Raw genomic sequence first — 21,478 nt, 5'->3', positions numbered from 1 at the left:
GGCCGTCACGGTCCGGGCCGCTCAGCCCAGCAGGTCCTTCGCCACCCGCACGTCCTCGGCCATGCGCTCCAGCAGCTCGTCGAGCGTGGCGAACTTCTCCTGGCCCCGGATGTAGGCCAGGAAGTCCACGGCCACGTGGAGCCCGTACAGGTCGAGGTCCACGCGGTCGATGGCGTACGCCTCCACGGTCCGCTCGGTGCCGTCGAACTGCGGGTTGGTGCCGACGGAGATCGCGGCGGGCATCGACTCGCCGGCCACGACCAGCCATCCGGCGTAGACGCCGTCCGCGGGGATCGCGGTGTGCGGCAGGGTCTCGACGTTCGCCGTCGGATAGCCCAGTTCGCGCCCGCGCTGCGCGCCGCGGACGACCACGCCCTCCACCCGGTGCGGGCGGCCCAGCACCTCGGCGGCCCCGGCCACGTCGCCCTCGGCGACCAGCCGTCGGACGAGGGTGGAGGAGAACGGTTCTCCGCCGCCCACCTCCCCGCGCACGAACAGGTCGACGACCATCACGTCGTAGTCGTACGTCCGGCCCAGCTCCGCCAGGGTCTCCACGGTGCCGGCGGCCCTGTGGCCGAAGCGGAAGTTGGGCCCCTCCACGACCGTGCGGGCGTGGAGCTTGTCGACCAGCACCTTCACCACGAACTCGGCCGGTGAGAGCCGGGAGAACTCCTTGGTGAAGGGGAGGACCAGGACCGCGTCCACTCCGAGGTCGGCCATCAGCTCGGCACGCCGGTGGTGCGGGGCGAGCAGCGGCGGGTGGCTGCCGGGCCGGACCACCTCGCTGGGGTGCGGGTCGAAGGTGACGACGACGGCGGGTACGCCCAGCTCACGGGCGCGCTCGACCGCCCTGCCGATGATCAACTGGTGCCCGCGGTGCACTCCGTCGTAGGAGCCGATGGTGACGACGCTGCGCCCCCAGTCCTCGGGGATGTCCTCCAAGCCACGCCAGCGCTGCACAGTGCCCGCTCCTCGCCGAGATAACCGTTCGGATGGTGCCGGTCCAAGGGTGCCATGACGCCCCGGGTGCTCCGCACGGGCCCCGCACCCGCGTGGAGGTCGGAGGGCGTGTCGGAACGACCGGGTCGGGCCCGGGGGACGTGCGGGGATCAACGTGCTCCCGTGTGCCCCGCGTTTCCCCCCGAGCGCCCGGCCGACCGGGTGCATCGGGGGCTCTTCGTGGACATGGGGACGGGTGCGGACAGGAGGGGGACCGTGGGGCGGGCACCGCGAGAGGCGCCCGCCCCACGGTGCGCCGGCGGCGGGGCCGCCGGCTTCCCCTCCGTGGTCCGCGCGGCCGTCCTCGGAGGCCGCCGGGGCCGCCCCGGAACCCTCCCGGACCGGCCGTCGCGGGGCTTTCCCGGAGCGCCTCGGAGCCGTCCCCGGGGGTCAGGCGAACACGGCCAGGCTCTTGGCCCTGCCCTGGTACTCCTCGACCAGCGCGATGAAGCGGTCGTCGGGCCCGAACGCGGCGACCGGCCCGGGCGGGGTGGGCGGCATGGCGATCCGCACGCCGTTCGCCAGCAACCCGGCCCGACGTTCGTCCACGTCCCAGCGGGGGAAGGCGGCGGCCGCCGCCTCGCCCAGGGGGGTGATCGTCAGCGACTCCTGGTGCTGTTCCAGGGTGCGCGCCGACTCCAGGCCGTAGGGGCCCACACGGGTGCGGCGCAGCGCGGTGAGGTGACCGCCGACGCCCAGACCGGCGCCCAGGTCGCGGGCGAGCGCCCGGATGTAGGTGCCGGAGGAGCAGACCACCGAGACCAGCAGGTCCAGCACGGGGGTGCCGTCCTCGGCGGTCTCCTCGCGCACGTCGTGGACGGTGAAGGAGGAGACGGTCACCGGCCGGGCGGCCAGCTCGACCTCCTCTCCCCCGCGCACCCGGGCGTACGCCCGCTTGCCGTCGATCTTGACGGCGCTGACCTTGGACGGGACCTGGAGGATGTCGCCGGTCAACTTGGCGACCTGCTCGTCGATCGCCTCGCGCGGGATGCCGGCCGCCGGGGTGGCGGAGGTGATCTCCCCCTCCGCGTCGTCGGTGACCGTGCTCTGGCCGAGCCGGACGGTCCCGACGTACTCCTTCTCGGTCAGCGCCAGGTACCCCAGCAGCTTGGTCGCCCTCTCGACGCCCAGGACGAGGACGCCGGTGGCCATCGGATCCAGCGTCCCGGCGTGCCCGACCCGGCGGGTGCGGGCGATGCCCCGCATCTTGGCGACGACGTCGTGGGAGGTGAATCCGGCGGGCTTGTCGACGATGACGAGCCCGCCGGGTTCCCGGTTTCCGGTGCGTGCCACGGGTCAGGCGTCCTCGCCGTCCGTGTCGCCGCCCGGCTCCTCGTCGCGGACGGGCTTGCGGTACGGGTCGGCGTCGCCCGCGTACGCGGCGCCCGAGGAGGCCTGGCGCACCTCGGCGTCCGACGCCCTGGCCTTCGCCAGCAGGTCGTCGATGGTCCGGGCGTTCTCCGGGAGCGCGTCCGGAACGAACGTCAGCGACGGCGTGAAGCGCACGCCGGTCTGCCGCCCGACCTCCGAGCGGAGGACGCCCTTGGCGCTCTCCAGCGCCGCGGCGGAGGACGCCCGCTCCTCGTCGTCGCCGTAAACCGTGTAGAAGACGGTCGCCTCCCGGAGGTCGCCGGTGACCCGGGTGTCGGTGATCGTCACATAGCCGAGCCGCGGGTCCTTGATCCGCCGCTGGAGGGTCTCCGCGACCACGACCCGGATGCGGTCAGCGAGTTTGCGTGCCCGCGCGGTGTCGGTCATGTGTCTGCTTCTTTCTGTTTCGGATGCGTTCGTTCGGGTGCACTCAGTCGTCTTCGCCGTGGAACCGCCGCCGCACGGACAGCAACTCCACCTCCGGCCGCCCGGCCACCAGCCGTTCGCAGCGGTCGAGCACGTCCGTGACGTGACCCGCGTCCCCGGAGACCGTCGCCAGGCCGATCAGCGCTCTGCGGTGGATGTTCTGTTCCCCGACCTCCGCGACGCTCACCGCGTACTTGCGCTGCAGCTCCGCGATGATCGGACGGATGATCGACCGCTTCTCCTTCAACGACCGTACGTCGCCGAGCAGCAGATCGAAGGAGAGTGTGCCTACGTACATGCGATGCGGGTCAAGCCGACCCGTGAGGCCTCGTCCGTGGAACCCCGCCGACTCCCGGCGGGGACACGAGAACCGTACACGCATCGGTCCTCGTCGATCAGGTGAATAACGGCCGGGAGCCTCCCGCCGGGGCGGGAGGCTCCGTGGCCGTCACCGGTGGGCCCACCGGTGGGTGTCAGGCGCGGGGCTTCTCCCGCATCTCGTACGTCGCGATGATGTCGTCGACCTTGATGTCGTTGAAGTTTCCGAGGTTGATACCGCCCTCGAAGCCTTCGCGGATCTCGGTGACGTCGTCCTTGAAGCGACGCAGGCCCTCGATGGTGAGGTTCTCCGCGACGACCTTGCCGTCGCGGATGACGCGCGCCTTGCTGTTCCGCCTGACCTCGCCGGAGCGGATGATGACACCCGCGATGTTGCCGAGCTTGGACGAGCGGAAGATCTCGCGGATCTCCGCGGTGCCCAGCTCGACCTCCTCGTACTCCGGCTTGAGCATGCCCTTGAGGGCCGCCTCGATCTCCTCGATCGCCTGGTAGATGACCGAGTAGTACCGGACGTCCACGCCCTCGCGCTCGGCCTTCTGCGTGGCACGCCCCTCGGCGCGCACGTTGAAGCCGATGACGATGGCGTCGGAGCCGGTGGCCAGGTCGATGTCGGTCTCGGTGACCGCACCGACACCGCGGTGCAGGACGCGCAGGTCCACGTCCTCGCCGACGTCGAGCTGGAGCAGCGACGACTCCAGCGCCTCGACCGAACCGGACGCGTCGCCCTTGATGATGAGGTTGAGCTGACGCACCTCGCCCGCCTTGAGCACCTTGTCCAGGTCCTCGAGGGACACCCGGCGGGTGCGCTTGGCGAACGCGGCGTTCCGCTCGCGGGCGGCGCGCTTCTCGGCGATCTGGCGGGCCGTGCGGTCCTCGTCGACCACCAGGAAGTTGTCGCCGGCGCCCGGGACGCTGGTCAGACCCAGCACCTGGACGGGGGTCGACGGACCCGCCTCCTGGAGGTTCTCGCCACGGTCGTCGAGCATCGCCCGGACGCGGCCGTACGCGTCGCCGACGACCATCGTGTCGCCCACGCGCAGCGTGCCGCGCTGGACCAGGACGGTGGCCACGGCGCCGCGACCGCGGTCGAGGTGGGCCTCGATCGCGATGCCCTGGGCGTCCTGGTCGGGGTTGGCCCGCAGGTCGAGAGCGGCGTCCGCCGTGAGGATCACGGCCTCCAGCAGCTCGTCGATGTGCAGCCCCTGCTTGGCGGAGATGTCGACGAACATGGTGTCGCCGCCGTACTCCTCCGCCACCAGGCCGTACTCGGTGAGCTGGCCGCGCACCTTCTGCGGGTCGGCGCCCTCGACGTCGATCTTGTTGACCGCGACCACGATCGGCACGTCGGCCGCCTTGGCGTGGTTGAGGGCCTCGACCGTCTGGGGCATCACACCGTCGTTGGCCGCCACCACGAGGATCGCGATGTCGGTCGACTTCGCACCGCGGGCACGCATGGCGGTGAACGCCTCGTGACCCGGGGTGTCGATGAAGGTGATCTTGCGGTCCTCGCCGTTGACCTCGGTGGTGACCTGGTACGCACCGATGTGCTGGGTGATGCCGCCGGCCTCGCCCTCGATGACGTTGGTCTTGCGGATCGCGTCCAGCAGGCGCGTCTTACCGTGGTCGACGTGACCCATGACGGTCACCACCGGCGGACGCGGCAGCAGGGCCTCGTCGTCGCCCTCGTCCTCGCCGAACTCGATGTCGAAGGACTCGAGCAGCTCGCGGTCCTCCTCCTCCGGGCTGACGATCTGGACGACGTAGTTCATCTCCTCGCCGAGGAGCTGAAGCGTCTCGTCGGAGACCGACTGGGTCGCGGTGACCATCTCGCCCAGGTTGAACATCACCTGGACCAGCGACGCCGGGTTGGCGTTGATCTTCTCCGCGAAGTCGGTGAGCGACGCACCGCGCGACAGCCGGACGATCTCGCCCTTGCCGCGCGGCAGCATCACGCCGCCGATGGACGGGGCCTGCATGGCCTCGTACTCCTGGCGCCGCTGCCGCTTCGACTTGCGGCCACGACGCGCCGGACCGCCGGGACGGCCGAACGCGCCCTGGGTGCCGCCACGGCCGCCGGGGCCGCCGGGACGGCCGCCGAAGCCGCCGCCACCGGGACGACCGGCGAAACCGCCGCCGCCACCGCCACCGGGACGACCGGCGAAGCCGCCGCCGCCACCGGGACGACCGGCGCCGGGACGACCGGCGAAACCGCCGCCGGGACGACCGGCACCGCCCGGACGGCCTCCGCCGCCGGGACCACGGCCACCGGGACCCGGGCGCGGGCCCGCGGCGGGACGCTGCGGCATCATGCCCGGGTTCGGACGGTTGCCGCCCGGACGCGGGCCCGCGGCACCGCCCTGCGGACGCGGCATGTTGCCCGGGGAGGGACGGGGACCGCCGGGGGCCTGCGGCCGGGGACCGGCCTGACCCGCACCGGGGCGCGGACCGGCCTGGCCGGCGCCGGGGCGCGGACCGCCCGGGCCGCCCGGACGCGGGGCACCGCCCGGCCGGGGCGCCTGCGGGCGTCCCATGCCGGTGGAGCCACCGGAGGTGAAGGGGTTGTTGCCCGGACGCGGACCGGCCGGACGGGCGCCCGGCTTGGGGGCACCCGGACGGGGCGCGGCCTGGCCGCGACCGCCCTGACCGGTCGGCGCCGGACGGGCGCCCGGCTTCGGGGCACCCGGACGGGGCGCTCCCGGACCGGCCGGCGGCGCGGTGAACTCCGGCTTCGCCGGGGCCGGGGGCTGCGCGGGACCCGGCTTGGCCGGGGTGGGCCGCTGACCGGGAGTGGGGGCGTTCCTCGCCGGCCCCGGAGTGGGGACGTTCCTCGAGGGCGCGCTCTTGCCCGCGTCGGCCGCGGGAGCCGCGGGGGCCGCGGGCCTCGGCGCGGCGGGCTTGGGGGCACCCGGCTTGGGCGCCGCTGCGCCCGGCTTCGGGGCGCCGGGCTTGGGGGGCGCCGCCTTGCGCGGCGCCGCGGGCTTGGCAGCGGACTTCTTGGCGCCACTCGCGCCGTTGCCCGCGTCCAAAGCGTCAGTCAGTTTGCGTACGACCGGCGCCTCGATGGTCGAGGACGCCGAACGGACGAATTCACCGAGTTCTTGGAGCTTGGCCATGACGACCTTGCTTTCGACTCCAAGCTCCTTGGCGAGCTCGTATACCCGGACCTTAGCCACTTCGCTCCTTACGGTCCGGGGGGATCGTCCGCCGGACCTTCGCTACTGCATGGGCGTACTCATCGCGTACTCATCGAGTGCTCATCGCAATCTCGACCTACTTCCAACTCGCGAGGTACCTCTCCCGTACGGGGTGCCGTACGGGCCGTTCGTGCTTGCTTGCTGTCTTACGGTGTTGCCCGCGGTACTGCCTGCTGCAGTTCCGCGGTATCAAGCGGCCCAGGGACCCGGAAGGCCCTCTGGAACGCCCTGCGGCGGACCGCCAGGTCGACACAGGTCGGTGTGGGGTGCAGGTAAGCGCCCCGGCCGGGCAGCGTACCGCGATGATCGGGAACACACCTGTCCTCGATCAACACCACACGCAGCAAATCGCCCTTGCCCGACCGCTCCCGGCAACCCACGCAGGTGCGTTCAGGGCGTGCGCGGGCGCGCGTCCGGCCAGACACTCTTCAGTCTACCTCCTGACGCGGATTGCGCCGTTGGTGGGGTACGGACGGTGATCGACGTTCAGCTCTGTGCCGCTTCCCGTTCACCGCTCTGCTCGGTGTCGGGGCGGATGTCGATCCGCCAGCCGGTCAGTCGAGCGGCGAGGCGGGCGTTCTGCCCCTCCTTGCCGATCGCCAGCGACAGCTGGTAGTCGGGCACGGTCACCCGGGCCGACCGGGCGGCGGCGTCGACGATGTCGACCCTGCTCACCCGGGCCGGGGAGAGGGCGTTGGCCACCATCTCGGCCGGGTCGTCCGACCAGTCCACGATGTCGATCTTCTCACCGTTCAGCTCGGCCATGACGTTGCGCACCCGACCGCCCATCGGGCCGATGCACGCGCCCTTGGCGTTCAGGCCCGGCCGCGTGGACCGTACGGCGATCTTGGTGCGGTGTCCGGCCTCGCGGGCGATGGCGGCGATCTCCACCGAGCCGTCGGCGATCTCGGGCACCTCCAGGGCGAAGAGCTTCTTCACCAGGTTGGGGTGGGTGCGCGAGAGCGTGACCGACGGACCGCGGACGCCCTTGGCGACCCGGACGACGTAGCTGCGCAGCCGGGTGCCGTGGGAGTACTCCTCGCCCGGCACCTGCTCCTGCGGGGGCAGGATCGCCTCCAGCTTGCCGATGTCGACGAGGACGCTGCGCGGATCCTTCCCCTGCTGGACGACTCCGGTGACGATGTCGCCCTCGCGGCCGGCGTACTCGCCGAAGGTGACCTCCTCCTCGGCGTCCCGCAGGCGCTGGAGGATGACCTGCTTGGCGGTGGTCGCGGCGATCCGGCCGAAACCGGAGGGGGTGTCGTCGAACTCGCGCGGCTCGACGCCCTCCGGCAGGTCGGCCGGGTCCTCCTTGGCCCACACCGTCACGTGCCCGGTGGAGCGGTCCAGCTCCACACGGGCCTGGCGGCTGCTGCCCTCGGTGCGGTGGTAGGCGATGAGGAGAGCGGCCTCGATCGCCTCGACCAACAGATCGAAGGAGATCTCCTTCTCCCTCACCAGGCCCCGCAGGGCACTCATGTCGATGTCCACGGCTACGCCTCCTCCTGGCTCTCGTCGTCAGAGGCCGCAGCCTGACGTGCCGTTCCGGCCTTCTCGGCGGCCTTGCGGTTGAACTCGATCTCCACCCGGGCCCTGGCGATCTCGTCGAAGGCGATCCGGCGGGTGGTGGGCTTGCGTCCCTTGACGCCGGGCACCTCCACCTCCACGCCGTCGCCGTCCACGTCGAGGATCCGGGCGACCACCTCGCCGCCGCCCGCCTCCTCGGTCAGCCGGGCCTTGACCAGCCTGCCGACGGCGCGGCGGTAGTGCCGCGGCTCGGTCAGCGGACGGTCGGTGCCGGGGGAGGTGACCTCCAGGACGTAGGGCGCTCCGCCCATCACGTCGGTCTCGTCCAACACCTCCGAGGCCGCGCGGCTCAGCTCGGCACAGGTGTCGAGCTGCACGCCCTCGTCGGAGTCCACCACGACGCGCAGGACACGCCTCCTCCCCGCCGGGGTCACGGTGACCTCTTCCAGATCCAGGCCCCTGGTGGTGGCGAGCGGCTCCAGCAGTACTCGCAGCCTCTCGCTCTGGGTGGTGCTCATCCGGGTGACTCCTCGGCCGCGTGTGCTGTTGTGGGAAACATCCAGTCCTGGGGGTACGGGGGTCAAGCCTATCGCCTGCGGCGGCTCCCGCCGACCAGACGATCACCGGGCGCTCCGCCGGGCGGCTGTCCCCCGAACGGGGTACGCACGGGGCGCAACGGTGACCCGCCGTGGGGGACCGTGCGAACACGGGTACGCTCGCAGGGCGGTGATCACCGTCCTACCCGCGCACCACCGAACCACACCACCTCCCCAGGGAGCGCCCGTGCCGATCGATTCGCGTCCGCGCCGGAGGAGCCTGCTGGCCACCGGGGTGACGGGCGCCGCCGCGCTGCTCCTCACCGGGTGCTCCGACGAGGCCCGGGAAGTCGTCGAGCGCGAGCGCGCCTCCCTGGCGCGGCGGCTGCGGCGCCGCGCGGCCCGCGACAGCGCCGAGCTGCTGGACCGCTACGACCGGACGATCGCCGCGCACCCCTCGCTCGCCGAGCGGCTGAGGCCGCTGCGGGCGGACGTGGCACGGCACGTGACGGCGTTCGGCGGCACGGCGTCCCGCGGCTCCGCCTCCCCCCGGGCCCAGGCGAGCCCCGAGGCCGCGCGGAACGCCGGGGCGGACACGACCGTGCCCGAGGACTCCGGGCGCGCGCTGGCCGCGCTGGCGGACGCCGAGCGCGCGACGGCCGACGCCCGCACCCGGGCGCTCCTTGACGCCCCGCCCGAGCTGGCCCGGCTGCTGGCGTCCGTCGCGGCGGCGGGCGCGGTCCACGCGTATCTGCTCACGAATGGCGAACGATGATCCGAGCGACGACCCCGACCACGCTCTCCGCCCCGCACGCCGCCACCGGAACCGGCGACTCCGGCGGCGCGCTCGAGGCCGCGCAGGCCGCGCTCGCCGCCGAGCACGCCGCCGTCTACGGCTACGGCGTCGTCGGCGGGCGGATCGCCGAGGACCGGCGCGCCGAGGCACGTCAGGCGCACGACGCCCATCGCGCGCGCCGTGACGCCCTCCGGCGCGCGGTGCGGAGGCTGGGCGGCGAGCCCCGGGCCGCCGCCGCGGCCTACACCCTGCCCTTCGCCGTCCCGGACGGCGCCGCCGCGGTGCGGCTCGCCGCGGAGCTGGAGGAGCGGGTGGCCGCCGTCTACGCCGATCTGGTCCGGGCGAGCGAGGGCGACCTGCGGCGGGAGGCGGCGGGCGCGCTGCGGGAGGCGGCGGTCCGCGCGGTGCGGTGGCGCGGCACGGGCGTACCCTTCCCTGGGCTCGCCGAACGCGCCGCGTCGGCGTCCCCGGAGACCTTCTGAACCAACGGAAAGGCACGGGTCCGGGCACATGGCACCTGCTCCGCACGTCGACCTCCCGCAGCGACTGGTCCGCGCCCAGGGCGCGGACTCCCCCTGGCTCGCCGAGTTGCCCGAGCTGGTGCGGAAGTCGCTGACGCGGTGGGAGCTGACGGTCGAGCGGGTGGTCACCCCGGGCGGACGCGGCAGCCTGGTGGTCCTGGTGCGCCGGGCGGACGGCACCCCGGCGGCGCTGAAGCTGCGCGCGACGGGCGCCGAGGCGGAGGCCGCCGCCCTGACCCGCTGGAACGGACACGGGGCGGTGCGACTGCTGGACGCGGCGCCGGAGACGGGCGCGCTGCTGCTGGAGCGGCTGCACGCGGAGATCTCGCTGCGTTCCCTGCCGGAGGCGAAGGCCAACCTGGAGGCGGCCTCGGCGCTGCGGCGCCTGTGGGTGCCCCCGGCGCCCTCCGGCGGCGGCCACCCCTTCACGACCGTGGCCGAGCACACCGCCCGGGCCGTGGACGGGATCCGCGCGCACGTGCCGGAGGAGGCCCGCCCGCTGGCGGAGGAGGCGCTGGAGCTGCGGTCGGCGCTGCTCGCCGACGCCCCCGAGGACCTCCTGCTGCACGGCGACTTCCGGCAGGGCGCGGTGCTCTCGGCCGACCCCGGGCGGGCCCACTGGCTGGTGGTCGGCCCGGATCCGCTGGTGGGCGAGCGCGCCTACGACCTGGCCCGGCTGGTCCGCGACCGGCTGCACGACCTGGGGGCCACCTCCGGCGCCTCCTCCCTCACCCGGCGCAGGGTGCGCAAGCTGGCGGACTCCCTGGAGGTGGACCGCGACCGGCTGCGCGGCTGGAGCCTGTACCGGGCGGTGGAGTCGGGTGCCCGGCACATCGCCGCCGGGGACCGCGCCGACGGCGAGATGCTGTTGGAGTTCGCCGGCTGGCTGTGACCGGCCGGCCCCGGCGGCCGGGCCGACGGCGGCGACCGCGGCCGGGGTCAGTCCCGGCGGGTCAGCCGCTCCACCGCCTCGTCCACCGGAACCTCCTCGCGCTCGCCGGTGCGCCGGTCCTTCAGCTCCACCAGCCCCTTCGCCGCGCCCCGGCCCACCACCAGGATCGTCGGCACGCCGATCAGCTCCGCGTCGGTGAACTTCACCCCGGGCGACACGCCCGTGCGGTCGTCCACCAGGACGCGGACGCCGGCCGCGGCCAGCCGGTCCCCCAGCTCCAGGGCCAGCTCGGTCTGGGCGCCCTTGCCGGCCGCCACGAGGTGGACGTCCGCCGGGGCGACCTCGCGCGGCCAGCACAGGCCCTTCTCGTCGGCCGTCTGCTCGGCGAGCGCGGCCACCGCGCGCGAGACCCCGATGCCGTAGGAGCCCATGGTGACGCGGACGGGCTTGCCGTCCCGCCCCAGCACGTCCAGTCCGAAGGCGTCGGCGTACTTGCGGCCGAGCTGGAAGATGTGGCCGATCTCGATGGCCCGGTCCAGCCTCAGACCGGCGCCGCAGGAGGGGCAGGGGTCGCCCGGCTCGACGGTGACCACGTCCAGGTACTCGTCGACCTCGAAGTCCCGGCCGCACACCACGTTGCGGGCGTGGGTGTCGGGCTTGTTGGCGCCGGTGATCCAGGACGTGCCCGGGGCCACGCGCGGGTCGGCGATGTAGCGGAAGGCCGTGCCCGCCAGCCCCTGCGGGCCGACGTAGCCGCGCACCAGGGCGGGGCGGCCGGTGAAGTCCTCGGCGGTGACCAGTTCCACGGTGGCGGGCGCGAGGTGCTCGGCGAGCTTGGCCAGGTCGACCTCGCGGTCGCCGGGGACGCCCACGGCGACGATCTCCCCGTCCACCTTGACCAGGAGGTTCTTCAAGGTGGCGGAGGCGGGCACGCCCAGGTGCTCGGCCAGGGTCTCGATGGTGGGGGTGTCGGGGGTGTCCAGCTCCTCCAGGGGCGGGTGGCCCATGGGGTCGGCGGGCTTGAGCGGGAAGGTGACGGCCTCGGTGTTGGCGGCGTAGCCGCAGGAGGGGCAGTCGACGAAGGTGTCCTCGCCCGCGGCGGCCGGGGCGAGGAACTCCTCCGACGCCGAGCCGCCCATCGCGCCCGAGACGGCGGAGACGATCCGGTGGTCCAGTCCGATTCGGGCGAAGATCCTCCGGTACGCCTCGCGGTGCAGCCGGTAGGACTCGGCCAGCTCCTCGTCGGAGGTGTCGAACGAGTAGGAGTCCTTCATCAGGAACTCGCGGCCCCGCAGGATGCCCGAGCGCGGCCGGGCCTCGTCCCGGTACTTGGTCTGGATCTGGTAGAGGATCACCGGCAGGTCCTTGTAGGACGTGCACTGGTCCTTGACGACCTGGGTGAAGATCTCCTCGTGGGTGGGGCCGAGCAGGTAGTCGGCGCCCTTGCGGTCCTTCAGCCGGAACAGCAGCTCGCCGTACTCCTCCCAGCGCCCGGAGGTCTCGTAGGGCTCCCTGGGCAGCAGGGCCGGGAGCAGGACCTCCTGGGCGCCGATGGCGTCCATCTCCTCGCGGACGATCCGGGTGACGTTCTCCAGCACCCGCTTGCCGAGCGGCAGCCAGGTCCAGATCCCGGCCGCGGTGCGGCGGACGTAGCCGGCGCGGACCAGGAGCCGGTGGCTGAGGGTCTCGGCGTCGGCCGGGTCCTCGCGCAGCGTCTTCAGCATCAGACGGGACATGCGCTGAACACGGGCTGCCATGGGGTTCTCTCCTGCGGATGGTCGTGCGGACGTGCGGCCTCTCGCAGGAGACTACCCGCGCCGCGGCGACGACCCCGCACCCGTCACCGCGTACGGACGCGGCGGGCCGGCCCGGGAACGCCCCGGCCCCCGGCCGAGCCGCCTCACCGCCGCAGCGGCAGCCTCGCGCCCATCACCGCGTACGGGCTCGGCGCGCTGGGGAACAGCACGTGGCGGGCCAGGTCGCGGTAGCCCAGGGAGCGGTAGAGGGCTCGGGCCGGACTCTCGGTGTCGATCGCGGAGAGGATCGAGCGCGGCTCGTCGGCGGTGTCGGTGATCCTGGTGATCAACTCCCGGCCGATGCCGTGCTGCTGGTAGTCGGGGTGGACGTGCAGCTCGGTGATGACGAAGACGTCGTCGAGCCAGTCGGCGTGCCCGGCCCGCCGCAGGTACGGTTCGACGACGGTGGACCACCACTGCGCGCGGTCGTTGGGCATCCCGTACACGAAGCCGACCAGCCGCCCGTCCGGCGTGGTGGCGCCCAGGGCGCGGGCCCCGGGGGAGGCGAGGTGCCGCAGCACGATGTGGCGGCGCACGTGGACCTCTTCGTCGGTCAGTCCGAAGGCGAGCGCCTGCACGGCGAGCGCGTCGTCCACCCGGGCGGCGAGATCCAGGGGACCGACCACGACGTCTTCCATGGTCGTCGACCCTACTGGAGAGCGGCGGAAGATTCACCGGACATCGGCGGAGCGGCCGGGCCGAGGCCGGTGCGCACCCGTCCTCGGCCGGACCGCCGGCTCAGAACAGCACGCTCATGAACGCCCCGACCTCGCGGAAGCCCACCCGCCGGTACGTCGCGCGGGCCGGGGTGTTGTAGTCGTTGACGTAGAGGCTGACGACCGGGGAGACCTCGGCCAGCGCGTAGCGCAGCACCGCGGCCATGCCGGTGACGGACAGGCCCTCGCCGCGGCGCTCGGGAGCGACCCACACGCCCTGGATCTGGCACACCCGCGGGGTGACGGCGCCGATCTCGGCCTTGAAGACGACCTTGCCGTCCTCGATCCGGGCGAAGGACCGGCCCGCGCCGACCAGTTCGGCGACCCGGGCCTGGTAGATCAGCCCGCCGTCCCCGGCCAGCGGCGAGACGCCGACCTCCTCGGTGAACATCGCCACGCAGGCGGGCATCAGCACGTCCATCTCGTCCTTGCGGACGCGCCGCACGTACGGGTCGGGCCGGATGCCCTCGGGAATGCGGTCGGTGACCATCAGCGGCTGGTGGGCGCGGACCTCGCGGGCCGGTCCCCAGTGCGGCTCCAAGTGGCCCCACAGGGCGGCGGTGGGCTCGGCGGGGCCGACGATGGACGAGCAGCGGCGGCCCTGGCGGCGGGCCCGCTCGGCGAAGGCGCGCACCGCGTCCGGGCCGGCGCAGACGGGGACGAGGTTGGCCCCGGAGTAGCACAGGGACTCCAGCCGCCCGTGGTGGTACCAGCCCCACATCTCGCCGCCGAGCCGCCAGGGGTCCAGCCCGGAGACGCGGACGCGGGCGGTGACGAAGGCGTTGTCGACGGGCGCGCGGTCGAGCACCGCGAGGGCGGCCTCGAGCTCGTGGGGCTCGACGACGCGGGTGGTGGTGGTCGTCAACACGTGGAATGCCTCACCGTGCGGCCTGGAGGGCGTGCGGATGCGATGTTCCCGCACTGTACCTCCAGGCCGCCGCGGAGGCGTATGTCAGCTGACGGAGACCTGGGGCGGGCCGGAGACCACGCCGTTCTTCTCCATCTCCTCGGCGATCTTCATGGCCTCGTCGATGAGGGTCTCGACGATCTTGGACTCGGGCACGGTCTTGATGACCTCGCCCTTGACGAAGATCTGGCCCTTGCCGTTGCCGGAGGCGACGCCCAGGTCGGCCTCGCGGGCCTCGCCGGGGCCGTTGACGACGCAGCCCATGACGGCCACGCGCAGCGGCACCTCCATGCCCTGCAGTCCGGCGGTGACCTCGTCGGCGAGCTTGTAGACGTCCACCTGGGCCCGGCCGCAGGAGGGGCAGGAGACGATCTCCAGCCGGCGCTGTCGCAGGCCGAGGGACTCCAGGATCTGGAGGCCGACCTTGACCTCCTCCACCGGAGGGGCCGACAGCGAGACGCGGATGGTGTCGCCGATGCCCTCGCTCAGCAGGGCGCCGAAGGCGACGGCGGACTTGATGGTGCCCTGGAAGGCCGGTCCGGCCTCGGTGACGCCCAGGTGGAGGGGGTAGTCGCACCGCTCGGCGAGCAGCCGGTAGGCGTTGATCATCACGACCGGGTCGTTGTGCTTGACCGAGATCTTGATGTCGCGGAAGCCGTGCTCCTCGAACAGGGAGCACTCCCACAGCGCCGACTCCACCAGCGCCTCGGGCGTGGCCTTGCCGTACTTGGCCAGCAGCCGCTTGTCCAGCGAGCCGGCGTTGACGCCGATGCGGATGGGGATGCCCGCCTCGGAGGCCGCCTTGGCGATCTCCTTGACCTTGTCGTCGAACTGCCGGATGTTGCCCGGGTTGACCCGGACCGCGGCGCAGCCGGCGTCGATCGCCGCGAAGACGTACTTGGGCTGGAAGTGGATGTCCGCGATCACCGGGATCTGGGACTTCTTCGCGATGGCCGGCAGGGCGTCGGCGTCGTCCTGGGACGGACAGGCGACACGGACGATCTCGCAGCCGGCGGCGGTCAGCTCGGCGATCTGCTGGAGCGTGGCGCCGATGTCCGCGGTGACGGTCGTGGTCATCGACTGCACGGAGACCGGGGCGTCGCCTCCGACGGCCACGGAACCCACCTGGATCTTCCGGCTGGGCCGGCGGTCGGCCAGCTTCGTCGGTACGGACGGCATTCCGAGCGAAATCGCTGTCATTGTGGTGTGCAACCCCAAGCTGTGGTTCAAGTGCCCCGTTCGGCCGCGGGCTCCGGCCTTCGAGATTACGGTACGCCGGATGCTCCGAGCACACCGTGGTCCGCCGTACGCCGGGGGCGCGTGAACGGACGGCGAACGCACGGCGGCGGCCGGACGGCGCGCGTCCGGCCGCCGTTCGCGCCCGGTGGTCAGCCGGTGAGGCGCACCGGGTTGACGATGTCGGCGATGAGCACCAGCAGCGTGAAGCAGACGAAGATGCCCGCCACCACGTACGCCACCGGCATCAGCTTCGCCACGTCGAACGGCCCGGGGTCGGGGCGGCGCAGCAGCTTGGCGAAGCCCCGGCGCACCGACTCCCACAGGGCGCCCGCGATGTGGCCGCCGTCCAGCGGCAGCAGGGGCAGCATGTTGAACAGGAACAGCGACAGGTTGAAGCCCGCCACGAGGAAGAGCATCACCGCCACCCGCTGCTCCGCCGGGATCTCCAGCGCGAAGACCTCGCCGCCGACCCGGGCCGCGCCGACCACGCCCATCGGGGAGTCCTGTTCGCGCTCGGCTCCGGCGAAGGCGGCGTTCCACAGGCCCGGGATCTTCTCCGGCAGGCTGATCAGGGCCTCGACGCCGCTGACCATCATGTCGCCCATGCGGTCGACGGCCTGCGGGAAGGACTGCTCGACGACGCCGGTGGCCGGGGAGAAGCCCAGGAAGCCGGTGGTGACGTACTCGCCCTCGACGTAGCCGCCGCGCCCGTCGGACTTGGCGACCTCGTTCTTCACCAGGTTCGCGTGGAGGACCTCGCGCTCCCCGTCGCGCTCGACGGTGATGGTGGCCGGGCCGATGGTGTCGCGGATGCGCTGCTGGAGGTCGCCCCACTCGGTGACCTCCGCGCCGTTGAAGGCGACGATGGTGTCGCCGGGCTTGAGCCCCGCCTTCTTGGCCGGGGAGTCCGGGGCGCCCGCGGGGCAGGTGTCGGTCTTGGCCGAGACCTTGATCACGCAGTCGGAGACGGTGGAGACGGTGGTGGTCTGGGTGCTGATGCCGAAGGTCATCAGCGTGGCCAGGAAGATCACCACGGCGAGCACCAGGTTCATGAAGGGGCCGGCGAACATCACGATCACGCGCTTCCAGGGCTTGCGCGTGTAGAACAGCCGCTTCTCGTCGCCCGGCTGGAGCTCCTCGAAGGCCGCCGCGCGGGCGTCCTCGATCATCCCCCGGAAGGGAGAGGTGGAGCGCTGCCGGATGGCGCCGTCCTCGCCGGGCGGGAACATGCCGATCATGCGGATGTAGCCGCCGAGCGGAATGGCCTTGATGCCGTACTCCGTCTCGCCCTTCTTCCTCGACCAGATGGTGGGGCCGAAGCCGACCATGTACTGCGGCACGCGGATGCCGAACATCTTGGCCGTCGACAGGTGGCCCAGCTCGTGCCAGGCGATGGAGAACAGCAGGCCGACGACGAAGACGACTATGCCGAGGATGGTCATCACCGTCGTCATGCGCGTACCTCCGCTGTGGTTCGGGCCGCCAGTTCACGGGCACGGGCACGTGCCCAGGTCTCGGCGTCGAGGACATCCTCGAGCGAGAGGTCGGTTCCCTTCGGGGTGCCGTGCTCCTCGACCACCGCCGCGACCGTCTCCACTATGCCGTTGAACGGCAGCCTGCCGGCGAGGAACGCCTCGACGCACTCCTCGTTGGCGGCGTTGAAGACCGCCGGGGCGGTGCCGCCGAGCGCGCCGACGTGGCAGGCGAGCGGGACGGACGGGAAGGCCCTCTCGTCCAGGGGGAAGAACTCCCAGGTCATCGCCTTGGACCAGTCGAAGACCGGACCGGCGTCGGGCACCCGGTGCGGCCAGCCGAGACCGAGCGCGATGGGCAGCCGCATGTCGGGCGGACCGCACTGGGCGAGCGTGGAACCGTCGGTGAACTCCACCATCGAGTGGATGTAGGACTGCGGGTGGACGACGACCTCGATACGGTCGAAGGGGATGTCGTACAGCAGGTGTGCCTCGATGACCTCCAGGCCCTTGTTGACCAGGGTCGCCGAGTTGATCGTGATCACCGGCCCCATGGCCCAGGTGGGGTGGGCCAGGGCGTCCTCGGGCGTGACGTCCCGGAGCTCCTCCCGGGTCCGTCCCCGGAAGGGGCCGCCGGACGCGGTGACCAGCAGCTTGCGGACCTCGGCCCGGGTGCCGCCCATCAGCGCCTGGAACAGGGCGGAGTGCTCGGAGTCGACGGGGACGATCTGGCCGGGCCCGGCCAGGGCCTTCACCAGCGGCCCGCCGACGATCAGCGACTCCTTGTTGGCCAGGGCCAGGACGCGGCCGGCCTCCAGGGCGGCGAGGGTGGGGCGCAGTCCGATGGAACCGGTGATGCCGTTGAGGACGGTGTGGCACTCGGACGCGGCCAGCTCGACGGCCGCGTCCGGTCCGGCCAGCACCTCCGGCAGCGGTTCCCCGGCCCCGTACCGCGCGCGCAGGGCCTCGCGCAGCTCGTCCGCCTTGTCCGCGCGGGAGACCGCGACGGTGCGGACCCCCAGCCGGTGCGCCTGCTCGGCCAGCAGCTCCACCCGTCCGCCGGCGGCGGAGAGTCCGGTCACCCGGAAGCGGTCGGGGTTGGCGAGCACCACGTCGACGGCCTGGGTGCCGATGGACCCGGTGGAGCCCAGGATCACGATGTCGCGCGGTCCGTCGTCCGGTCCGTCGGCGGCGGAGGTGCCGACCGGCCGGCGCAGGTGCGGGTCGGCGAGGGGAGCGGGACTGTCGGTCATTCCCCCATTGTGTCCGGTCCGCGAGACGGAGCGGACACCGCGTCGTCCGGGCGTCACCCCGTGCGCAGTTCCTCCACCGCCGTGCCGGCGCGCAGGAACAGCAGTCCGACACCGGTCGCGGCCAGCGCCAGGACCGGCACGCCCAGGCCGTGGAGGGCCAGGTCGTCCCAGGGGAGGGGGACGGCGCGCACGACGTCGGGGACCTCGACGAGCCGGCTGTGCTTCTCGAAGTTCTCGGCGCACAGGGCGGGGTCCGCGTCGCAGGTCTGCGCCCGGCCCCCGAACTCCTTCACCTCCGTGCCGAAGTACCCCCGGCCCATCAGGGTGCCCACGGTGGTCGCCAGCGCCACGGCCGGGACCAGGGGCGCGAGCGTCTGCCACACGAGCGCCCGGCCCAGCACGGAGCGGGGCACGCCGGTGGCGGCCAGGGCCGCATGGGTGCGGCGGCGGGCGACGACGGACTCCGCGACGGTGACCAGCAGGCCGGCGGTCGCGATCACCAACCCCACGGCGACGGCCGCGTCCACCAGGTCCATGGTGTCGAGGTAGAAGGTGTCCGAGCCGTGTCCGCTCGTCGTCTGGCGGCCGGCCGCCTCGTCGTAGAAGCGCCGCACCTCCTGCCTCGCCTCCAGCATGGTGGAGAAGTAGGCGCGGACGGCCGCCGCCCCCGAGCCGAAGACCACGGCCACCAGCAGGGCCGCCTGGGTGCGGCTGCCGTGCCAGGGGTCGGCGAGCAGCCTGCGGGCGGCCAACAGCGGGGCCGGACGGCGGGCGAGCCGGTGCAGCACCCGGCCGGTGGCGTGGGAGATCCATCCGGTGCCGAGCACGACGCCGACGGCGGCCAGGAGTCCGCCTCCGACGAACAGGAGGAACGGCAGCGCGGAGGCGACGGCGGGGTCGCCGGACTTCTCGTACCCCTTCCGGATCGCCTCGAAGGCGAAGAACGCGCCCATGCCGAGCACGATCAGGACGGCGGGCCACGGCTTCGGCGCCCGCCTCGGCCGCGTCCGCCGGGTCACTCCGAGCGGGTCCACCGTGACCCGGCGCAGCATCACGACGGCGGCGAGGGCCGCGAGCAGCGGGAGGCCGAGCACCGCGGCGGCGATCGCGGGGATCGGCGGCAGGACGTCGGTGGGCAGCGGCAGCCTGCCCTGCTCGTCCGGCCGGTGCAGCGCCTCGTGTCCGATCAGGTAGGCGACGAGGCCGGCGCAGGTGCCCAGCAGGCTCGCCACGCCGGTCTCGGCGGCGGCCACGGCCCTGGTCTGGCGCGGGGTGCCGCCGGCCAGCCGGATCGCGGCGAGCCGCCGGTCCCGGGCGGGGGCGCCCAGCCTGGCGCACTGTCCGGCCAGGGCCAGCACCGGGATGGTGAGCATCAGCAGGGCGACGACCACGCCGATGTGCAGTCCCGGCTCCCTCAGCAGCGCGTTGGCGTACTGGTCGGACACGGGCACGCCCGCGTCGTGCCGGGGCGGCGGGGCGGGTATGGCCAGCACGTTCAGCGCGGCGAGCACCGCCAGGGAGGCGAGGGCGGCGCTGAACGCGGTGAGCACCACCCGCAGCGTGTCGGTGCGGGTTCCGGCGAGGGCCAGTCCGAGGAGCGCGGTGGGCTTCATCGGCGTTCCCCCGTCGCAGCGGTCGACATGTCGACACCGAGGCCGGTGGGGTCCACCACGCCGTCCCGGAGGGCGACCTCGCGGTCGGCGTAGGCGGCGACCGCGTCGTCGTGGGTGATCAGCACGACGCTGGTGCGCTGCTCGTGGGCGACCCGGGTGAGCTGCGCCAGCAGCCGCTCGCCGGCGAGCGCGTCCAGCGCGCCGGTGGGTTCGTCGGCGAAGAGGATCCGCGGCCCGGTGACCAGGGCCCGCGCGGCGGCGCACCGCTGCTGCTGGCCGCCGGACATCTCTCCGGGGCGGGCGTCGGCCACGTCCGCCACGTCCAGCCGCTCCAGCCAGTCCAGCGCGGCGGTGCGGGCCTCGCGCCGTCCCCGTCCGGCGAGCAGCAGCGGCAGGGCGACGTTCTCCGCGGCCGTCAGCTCGGCGACGAGCTGCCCGAACTGGAACAGCACCCCGAAGTCGGTGCGTCGCAGCCGGGAGCGGTCGGCCTCCGAGCGGGTGTCGAGGCGCTGCCCCCCGTACAGCACCTCGCCCGCGTCGGGACGCAGGATTCCGGCCAGGCAGTGCAGCAGCGTGGACTTGCCGCAGCCGCTGGGGCCGGTGACGGCGAGGATCTCCCCCTCGGCCACGTCCAGGTCGACGCCGCGGAGCGCGGGCGTGGGTCCGTAGGACTTCACGAGCCCGCGGGCTTGCAGAAGCGTCATGAGCGCACCTCCCGGTGCAGGTCGGCGACGCGCTCCAACGTGGTGCGCAACCAGCGCAGGTCGGCGTCGAGATGGGCGATGGCGTAGTCCGCGGCGATCACGTCGCCGGGCGAGGACGCCGGGTCTGTCTTGACGGCGGTCAGCTCCCGCAGCCGGGCGGTGTGCGCCCGGCGTTGCGCGGTGAGGTAGCCGCGGGCCTGGTCGGCCCCGTCGACGAGCAGGGCGACGACGACCTTGGCCAGCAGGGTGCTGCTGACGTACGGGGCCGGTGTCTCGACCGTCTCCAGCCAGGCGCGGAGCCTCTCCCGCCCGGTGTCGGTGAGGGCGAACTCGGTGCGGTCCGGCCCGCCTTCGCGGCTCTGCCCCCGCTTCTCCACCAGGCCGTCGCGCTCCAGCCTGCCGAGCGTGCCGTAGACCTGGCCGAAGGCGATGGGCTTGGCCTTGGGAAAGCGCTGGTCGTGCGCCTTCTTCAGGTCGTAGCCGTGCATCGGCCCGGCGGCCAGCAGGGCGAGCAGTACATGGGCTGCGGTCGACATGGCGAGGACTATTCCCTGAGAGAATAGCCGGCGTCAAGTCGCCTCCGCCGGGAGGCGATCCGCGGAAACCGCGTTGCCCCGGGCTCGGCCGGCGCGCCAGACTGCCGCGGTGCTGATCCGACGCGAGACCCCCGCCGACGTCCCCGCCGTGCGCGACGTGACCGCCGCCGCCTTCGCCCCCAGGGCCGAGACGCCCGTCCCGGTCGAGGTGACCCTGCTGGACGAGCTGCGCGGCTGCGACGCGTGGCTGCCCGCGCTGTCCCTGGTGGCCGAGGGGCCGGGCGGCGAGGTCGTCGGGCACGTGGTGTGCACCCGCGGGCGCGTCGGGAACACGCCGGCCCTGGGGCTGGGCCCGTTGAGCGTGCACCCCGACCACCAGCGGCACGGCGTCGGCTCGGCGCTGGTGCACACCGCGCTCGGCGCGGCCGACGCCCTGGACGAACCGCTGGTGGCCCTGCTCGGCGACCCCGCCTACTACGGCCGGTTCGGCTTCCGGGCCGGCACGGAGCACGGCATCGTCCCGCCCGATCCCGCCTGGGGGACGTACTTCCAGGTCCGCACGCTCTCCGCGTACGACCCGGACGACCCCGCCCTGCGCGGCCCCTTCGCCTACGCCGAGCCGTTCGACCGGGTGTAGGCGG

General features: G+C 73.3%; 21 protein-coding genes. 4 read left to right on the top strand and 17 right to left on the bottom strand.

Features of this window, described 5'->3' with window-relative positions:
• Positions 1-21: 21 nt before the first annotated feature.
• The 8 genes from ABD335_RS23970 to rimP all read right to left on the bottom strand — a co-directional run bounded on the left by ABD335_RS23970 (position 22) and on the right by rimP (position 8,374).
• Positions 22-960 carry a bifunctional riboflavin kinase/FAD synthetase gene (locus ABD335_RS23970; protein WP_344327094.1) on the bottom strand — a complete coding sequence of 313 codons (939 nt, stop codon included), beginning with the start codon at positions 958-960 and terminating at the stop codon, positions 22-24.
• A gap of 429 nt (positions 961-1,389) precedes the next feature.
• Entirely contained in the window at positions 1,390-2,292 is a 903-nt protein-coding gene (gene truB / locus ABD335_RS23965) for a tRNA pseudouridine(55) synthase TruB (protein WP_344327092.1), read from the bottom strand.
• Positions 2,293-2,295: 3 nt separating this feature from the next.
• Entirely contained in the window at positions 2,296-2,757 is a 462-nt protein-coding gene (gene rbfA / locus ABD335_RS23960) for a 30S ribosome-binding factor RbfA (RefSeq protein ID WP_344327089.1), read from the bottom strand.
• Between the two features lie 43 nt (positions 2,758-2,800).
• Positions 2,801-3,094 carry a DUF503 domain-containing protein gene (locus ABD335_RS23955; protein ID WP_344327087.1) on the bottom strand — a complete coding sequence of 98 codons (294 nt, stop codon included), beginning with the start codon at positions 3,092-3,094 and terminating at the stop codon, positions 2,801-2,803.
• A 175-nt stretch (positions 3,095-3,269) separates the two neighbouring features.
• The gene (infB, locus tag ABD335_RS23950) at positions 3,270-6,308 is read right to left on the bottom strand and encodes a translation initiation factor IF-2 (RefSeq protein WP_344327085.1); all 3,039 of its coding nucleotides are present in this window, start codon (positions 6,306-6,308) and stop codon (positions 3,270-3,272) included.
• Between the two features lie 167 nt (positions 6,309-6,475).
• Positions 6,476-6,754, bottom strand: coding sequence for a YlxR family protein (locus ABD335_RS23945; protein WP_344327083.1), 279 nt, complete (start codon positions 6,752-6,754; stop codon positions 6,476-6,478).
• A 61-nt stretch (positions 6,755-6,815) separates the two neighbouring features.
• On the bottom strand, positions 6,816-7,820 hold the full coding sequence (nusA, locus tag ABD335_RS23940; protein WP_344327080.1) for a transcription termination factor NusA: 1,005 nt from the start codon (positions 7,818-7,820) through the stop codon (positions 6,816-6,818).
• Positions 7,821-7,822: 2 nt separating this feature from the next.
• On the bottom strand, positions 7,823-8,374 hold the full coding sequence (rimP, locus tag ABD335_RS23935) for a ribosome maturation factor RimP (RefSeq protein ID WP_344327078.1): 552 nt from the start codon (positions 8,372-8,374) through the stop codon (positions 7,823-7,825).
• A gap of 265 nt (positions 8,375-8,639) precedes the next feature.
• Between rimP and ABD335_RS23930 the strand changes: the two genes are divergently transcribed.
• The 3 genes from ABD335_RS23930 to ABD335_RS23920 are packed head-to-tail and all read left to right on the top strand — an operon-like array spanning position 8,640 to position 10,601.
• Positions 8,640-9,167, top strand: coding sequence for a hypothetical protein (locus tag ABD335_RS23930; RefSeq protein ID WP_344327076.1), 528 nt, complete (start codon positions 8,640-8,642; stop codon positions 9,165-9,167).
• Complete coding sequence (locus tag ABD335_RS23925) at positions 9,164-9,670, top strand: ferritin-like domain-containing protein (RefSeq protein ID WP_344327074.1); 507 nt, start codon at positions 9,164-9,166, stop codon at positions 9,668-9,670. The genes ABD335_RS23930 and ABD335_RS23925 overlap by 4 nt, the downstream gene beginning before the upstream one ends.
• A gap of 28 nt (positions 9,671-9,698) precedes the next feature.
• Positions 9,699-10,601, top strand: a complete 903-nt coding sequence (locus ABD335_RS23920) for an aminoglycoside phosphotransferase family protein (RefSeq protein ID WP_344327072.1) — start codon at positions 9,699-9,701, stop codon at positions 10,599-10,601.
• A 47-nt stretch (positions 10,602-10,648) separates the two neighbouring features.
• Here ABD335_RS23920 and ABD335_RS23915 read toward each other — a convergent pair whose 3' ends face one another.
• The 9 genes from ABD335_RS23915 to ABD335_RS23875 all read right to left on the bottom strand — a co-directional run bounded on the left by ABD335_RS23915 (position 10,649) and on the right by ABD335_RS23875 (position 20,837).
• On the bottom strand, positions 10,649-12,358 hold the full coding sequence (locus ABD335_RS23915) for a proline--tRNA ligase (protein WP_344327070.1): 1,710 nt from the start codon (positions 12,356-12,358) through the stop codon (positions 10,649-10,651).
• A 143-nt stretch (positions 12,359-12,501) separates the two neighbouring features.
• Positions 12,502-13,035, bottom strand: coding sequence for a GNAT family N-acetyltransferase (locus ABD335_RS23910; protein ID WP_344327068.1), 534 nt, complete (start codon positions 13,033-13,035; stop codon positions 12,502-12,504).
• Positions 13,036-13,135: 100 nt separating this feature from the next.
• Positions 13,136-13,981 carry a GNAT family N-acetyltransferase gene (locus ABD335_RS23905; protein WP_344327066.1) on the bottom strand — a complete coding sequence of 282 codons (846 nt, stop codon included), beginning with the start codon at positions 13,979-13,981 and terminating at the stop codon, positions 13,136-13,138.
• Between the two features lie 84 nt (positions 13,982-14,065).
• Complete coding sequence (gene ispG, locus ABD335_RS23900) at positions 14,066-15,220, bottom strand: flavodoxin-dependent (E)-4-hydroxy-3-methylbut-2-enyl-diphosphate synthase (protein ID WP_344327064.1); 1,155 nt, start codon at positions 15,218-15,220, stop codon at positions 14,066-14,068.
• Positions 15,221-15,408: 188 nt separating this feature from the next.
• A complete protein-coding gene (locus ABD335_RS23895; RefSeq protein WP_344327062.1) occupies positions 15,409-16,713 on the bottom strand; it encodes a M50 family metallopeptidase in 1,305 nt (434 codons plus the stop codon).
• Positions 16,710-17,984, bottom strand: a complete 1,275-nt coding sequence (gene dxr / locus ABD335_RS23890) for a 1-deoxy-D-xylulose-5-phosphate reductoisomerase (RefSeq protein WP_344327060.1) — start codon at positions 17,982-17,984, stop codon at positions 16,710-16,712. The genes ABD335_RS23895 and dxr overlap by 4 nt, the downstream gene beginning before the upstream one ends.
• 53 nt (positions 17,985-18,037) lie before the next feature.
• Positions 18,038-19,597, bottom strand: a complete 1,560-nt coding sequence (locus ABD335_RS23885) for an ABC transporter permease (protein WP_344327058.1) — start codon at positions 19,595-19,597, stop codon at positions 18,038-18,040.
• Positions 19,594-20,301, bottom strand: a complete 708-nt coding sequence (locus tag ABD335_RS23880) for an ABC transporter ATP-binding protein (protein ID WP_344327056.1) — start codon at positions 20,299-20,301, stop codon at positions 19,594-19,596. Before ABD335_RS23880 ends, ABD335_RS23885 begins: the two co-directional genes overlap by 4 nt.
• Positions 20,298-20,837 carry a helix-turn-helix transcriptional regulator gene (locus tag ABD335_RS23875; protein WP_344327054.1) on the bottom strand — a complete coding sequence of 180 codons (540 nt, stop codon included), beginning with the start codon at positions 20,835-20,837 and terminating at the stop codon, positions 20,298-20,300. Before ABD335_RS23875 ends, ABD335_RS23880 begins: the two co-directional genes overlap by 4 nt.
• A gap of 109 nt (positions 20,838-20,946) precedes the next feature.
• Between ABD335_RS23875 and ABD335_RS23870 the strand changes: the two genes are divergently transcribed.
• The gene (locus ABD335_RS23870) at positions 20,947-21,474 is read left to right on the top strand and encodes a GNAT family N-acetyltransferase (RefSeq protein WP_344327053.1); all 528 of its coding nucleotides are present in this window, start codon (positions 20,947-20,949) and stop codon (positions 21,472-21,474) included.
• Positions 21,475-21,478 lie beyond the last annotated feature (4 nt).

The sequence above is a fragment of the Streptomyces macrosporus genome (assembly GCF_039533145.1).
Taxonomy (GTDB): Bacteria; Actinomycetota; Actinomycetes; order Streptomycetales; family Streptomycetaceae; genus Streptomyces; species Streptomyces macrosporus.
The sequence above is the reverse complement of the archived record's forward strand: the minus strand, read 5'-3'. Positions and strand labels throughout refer to the sequence as shown.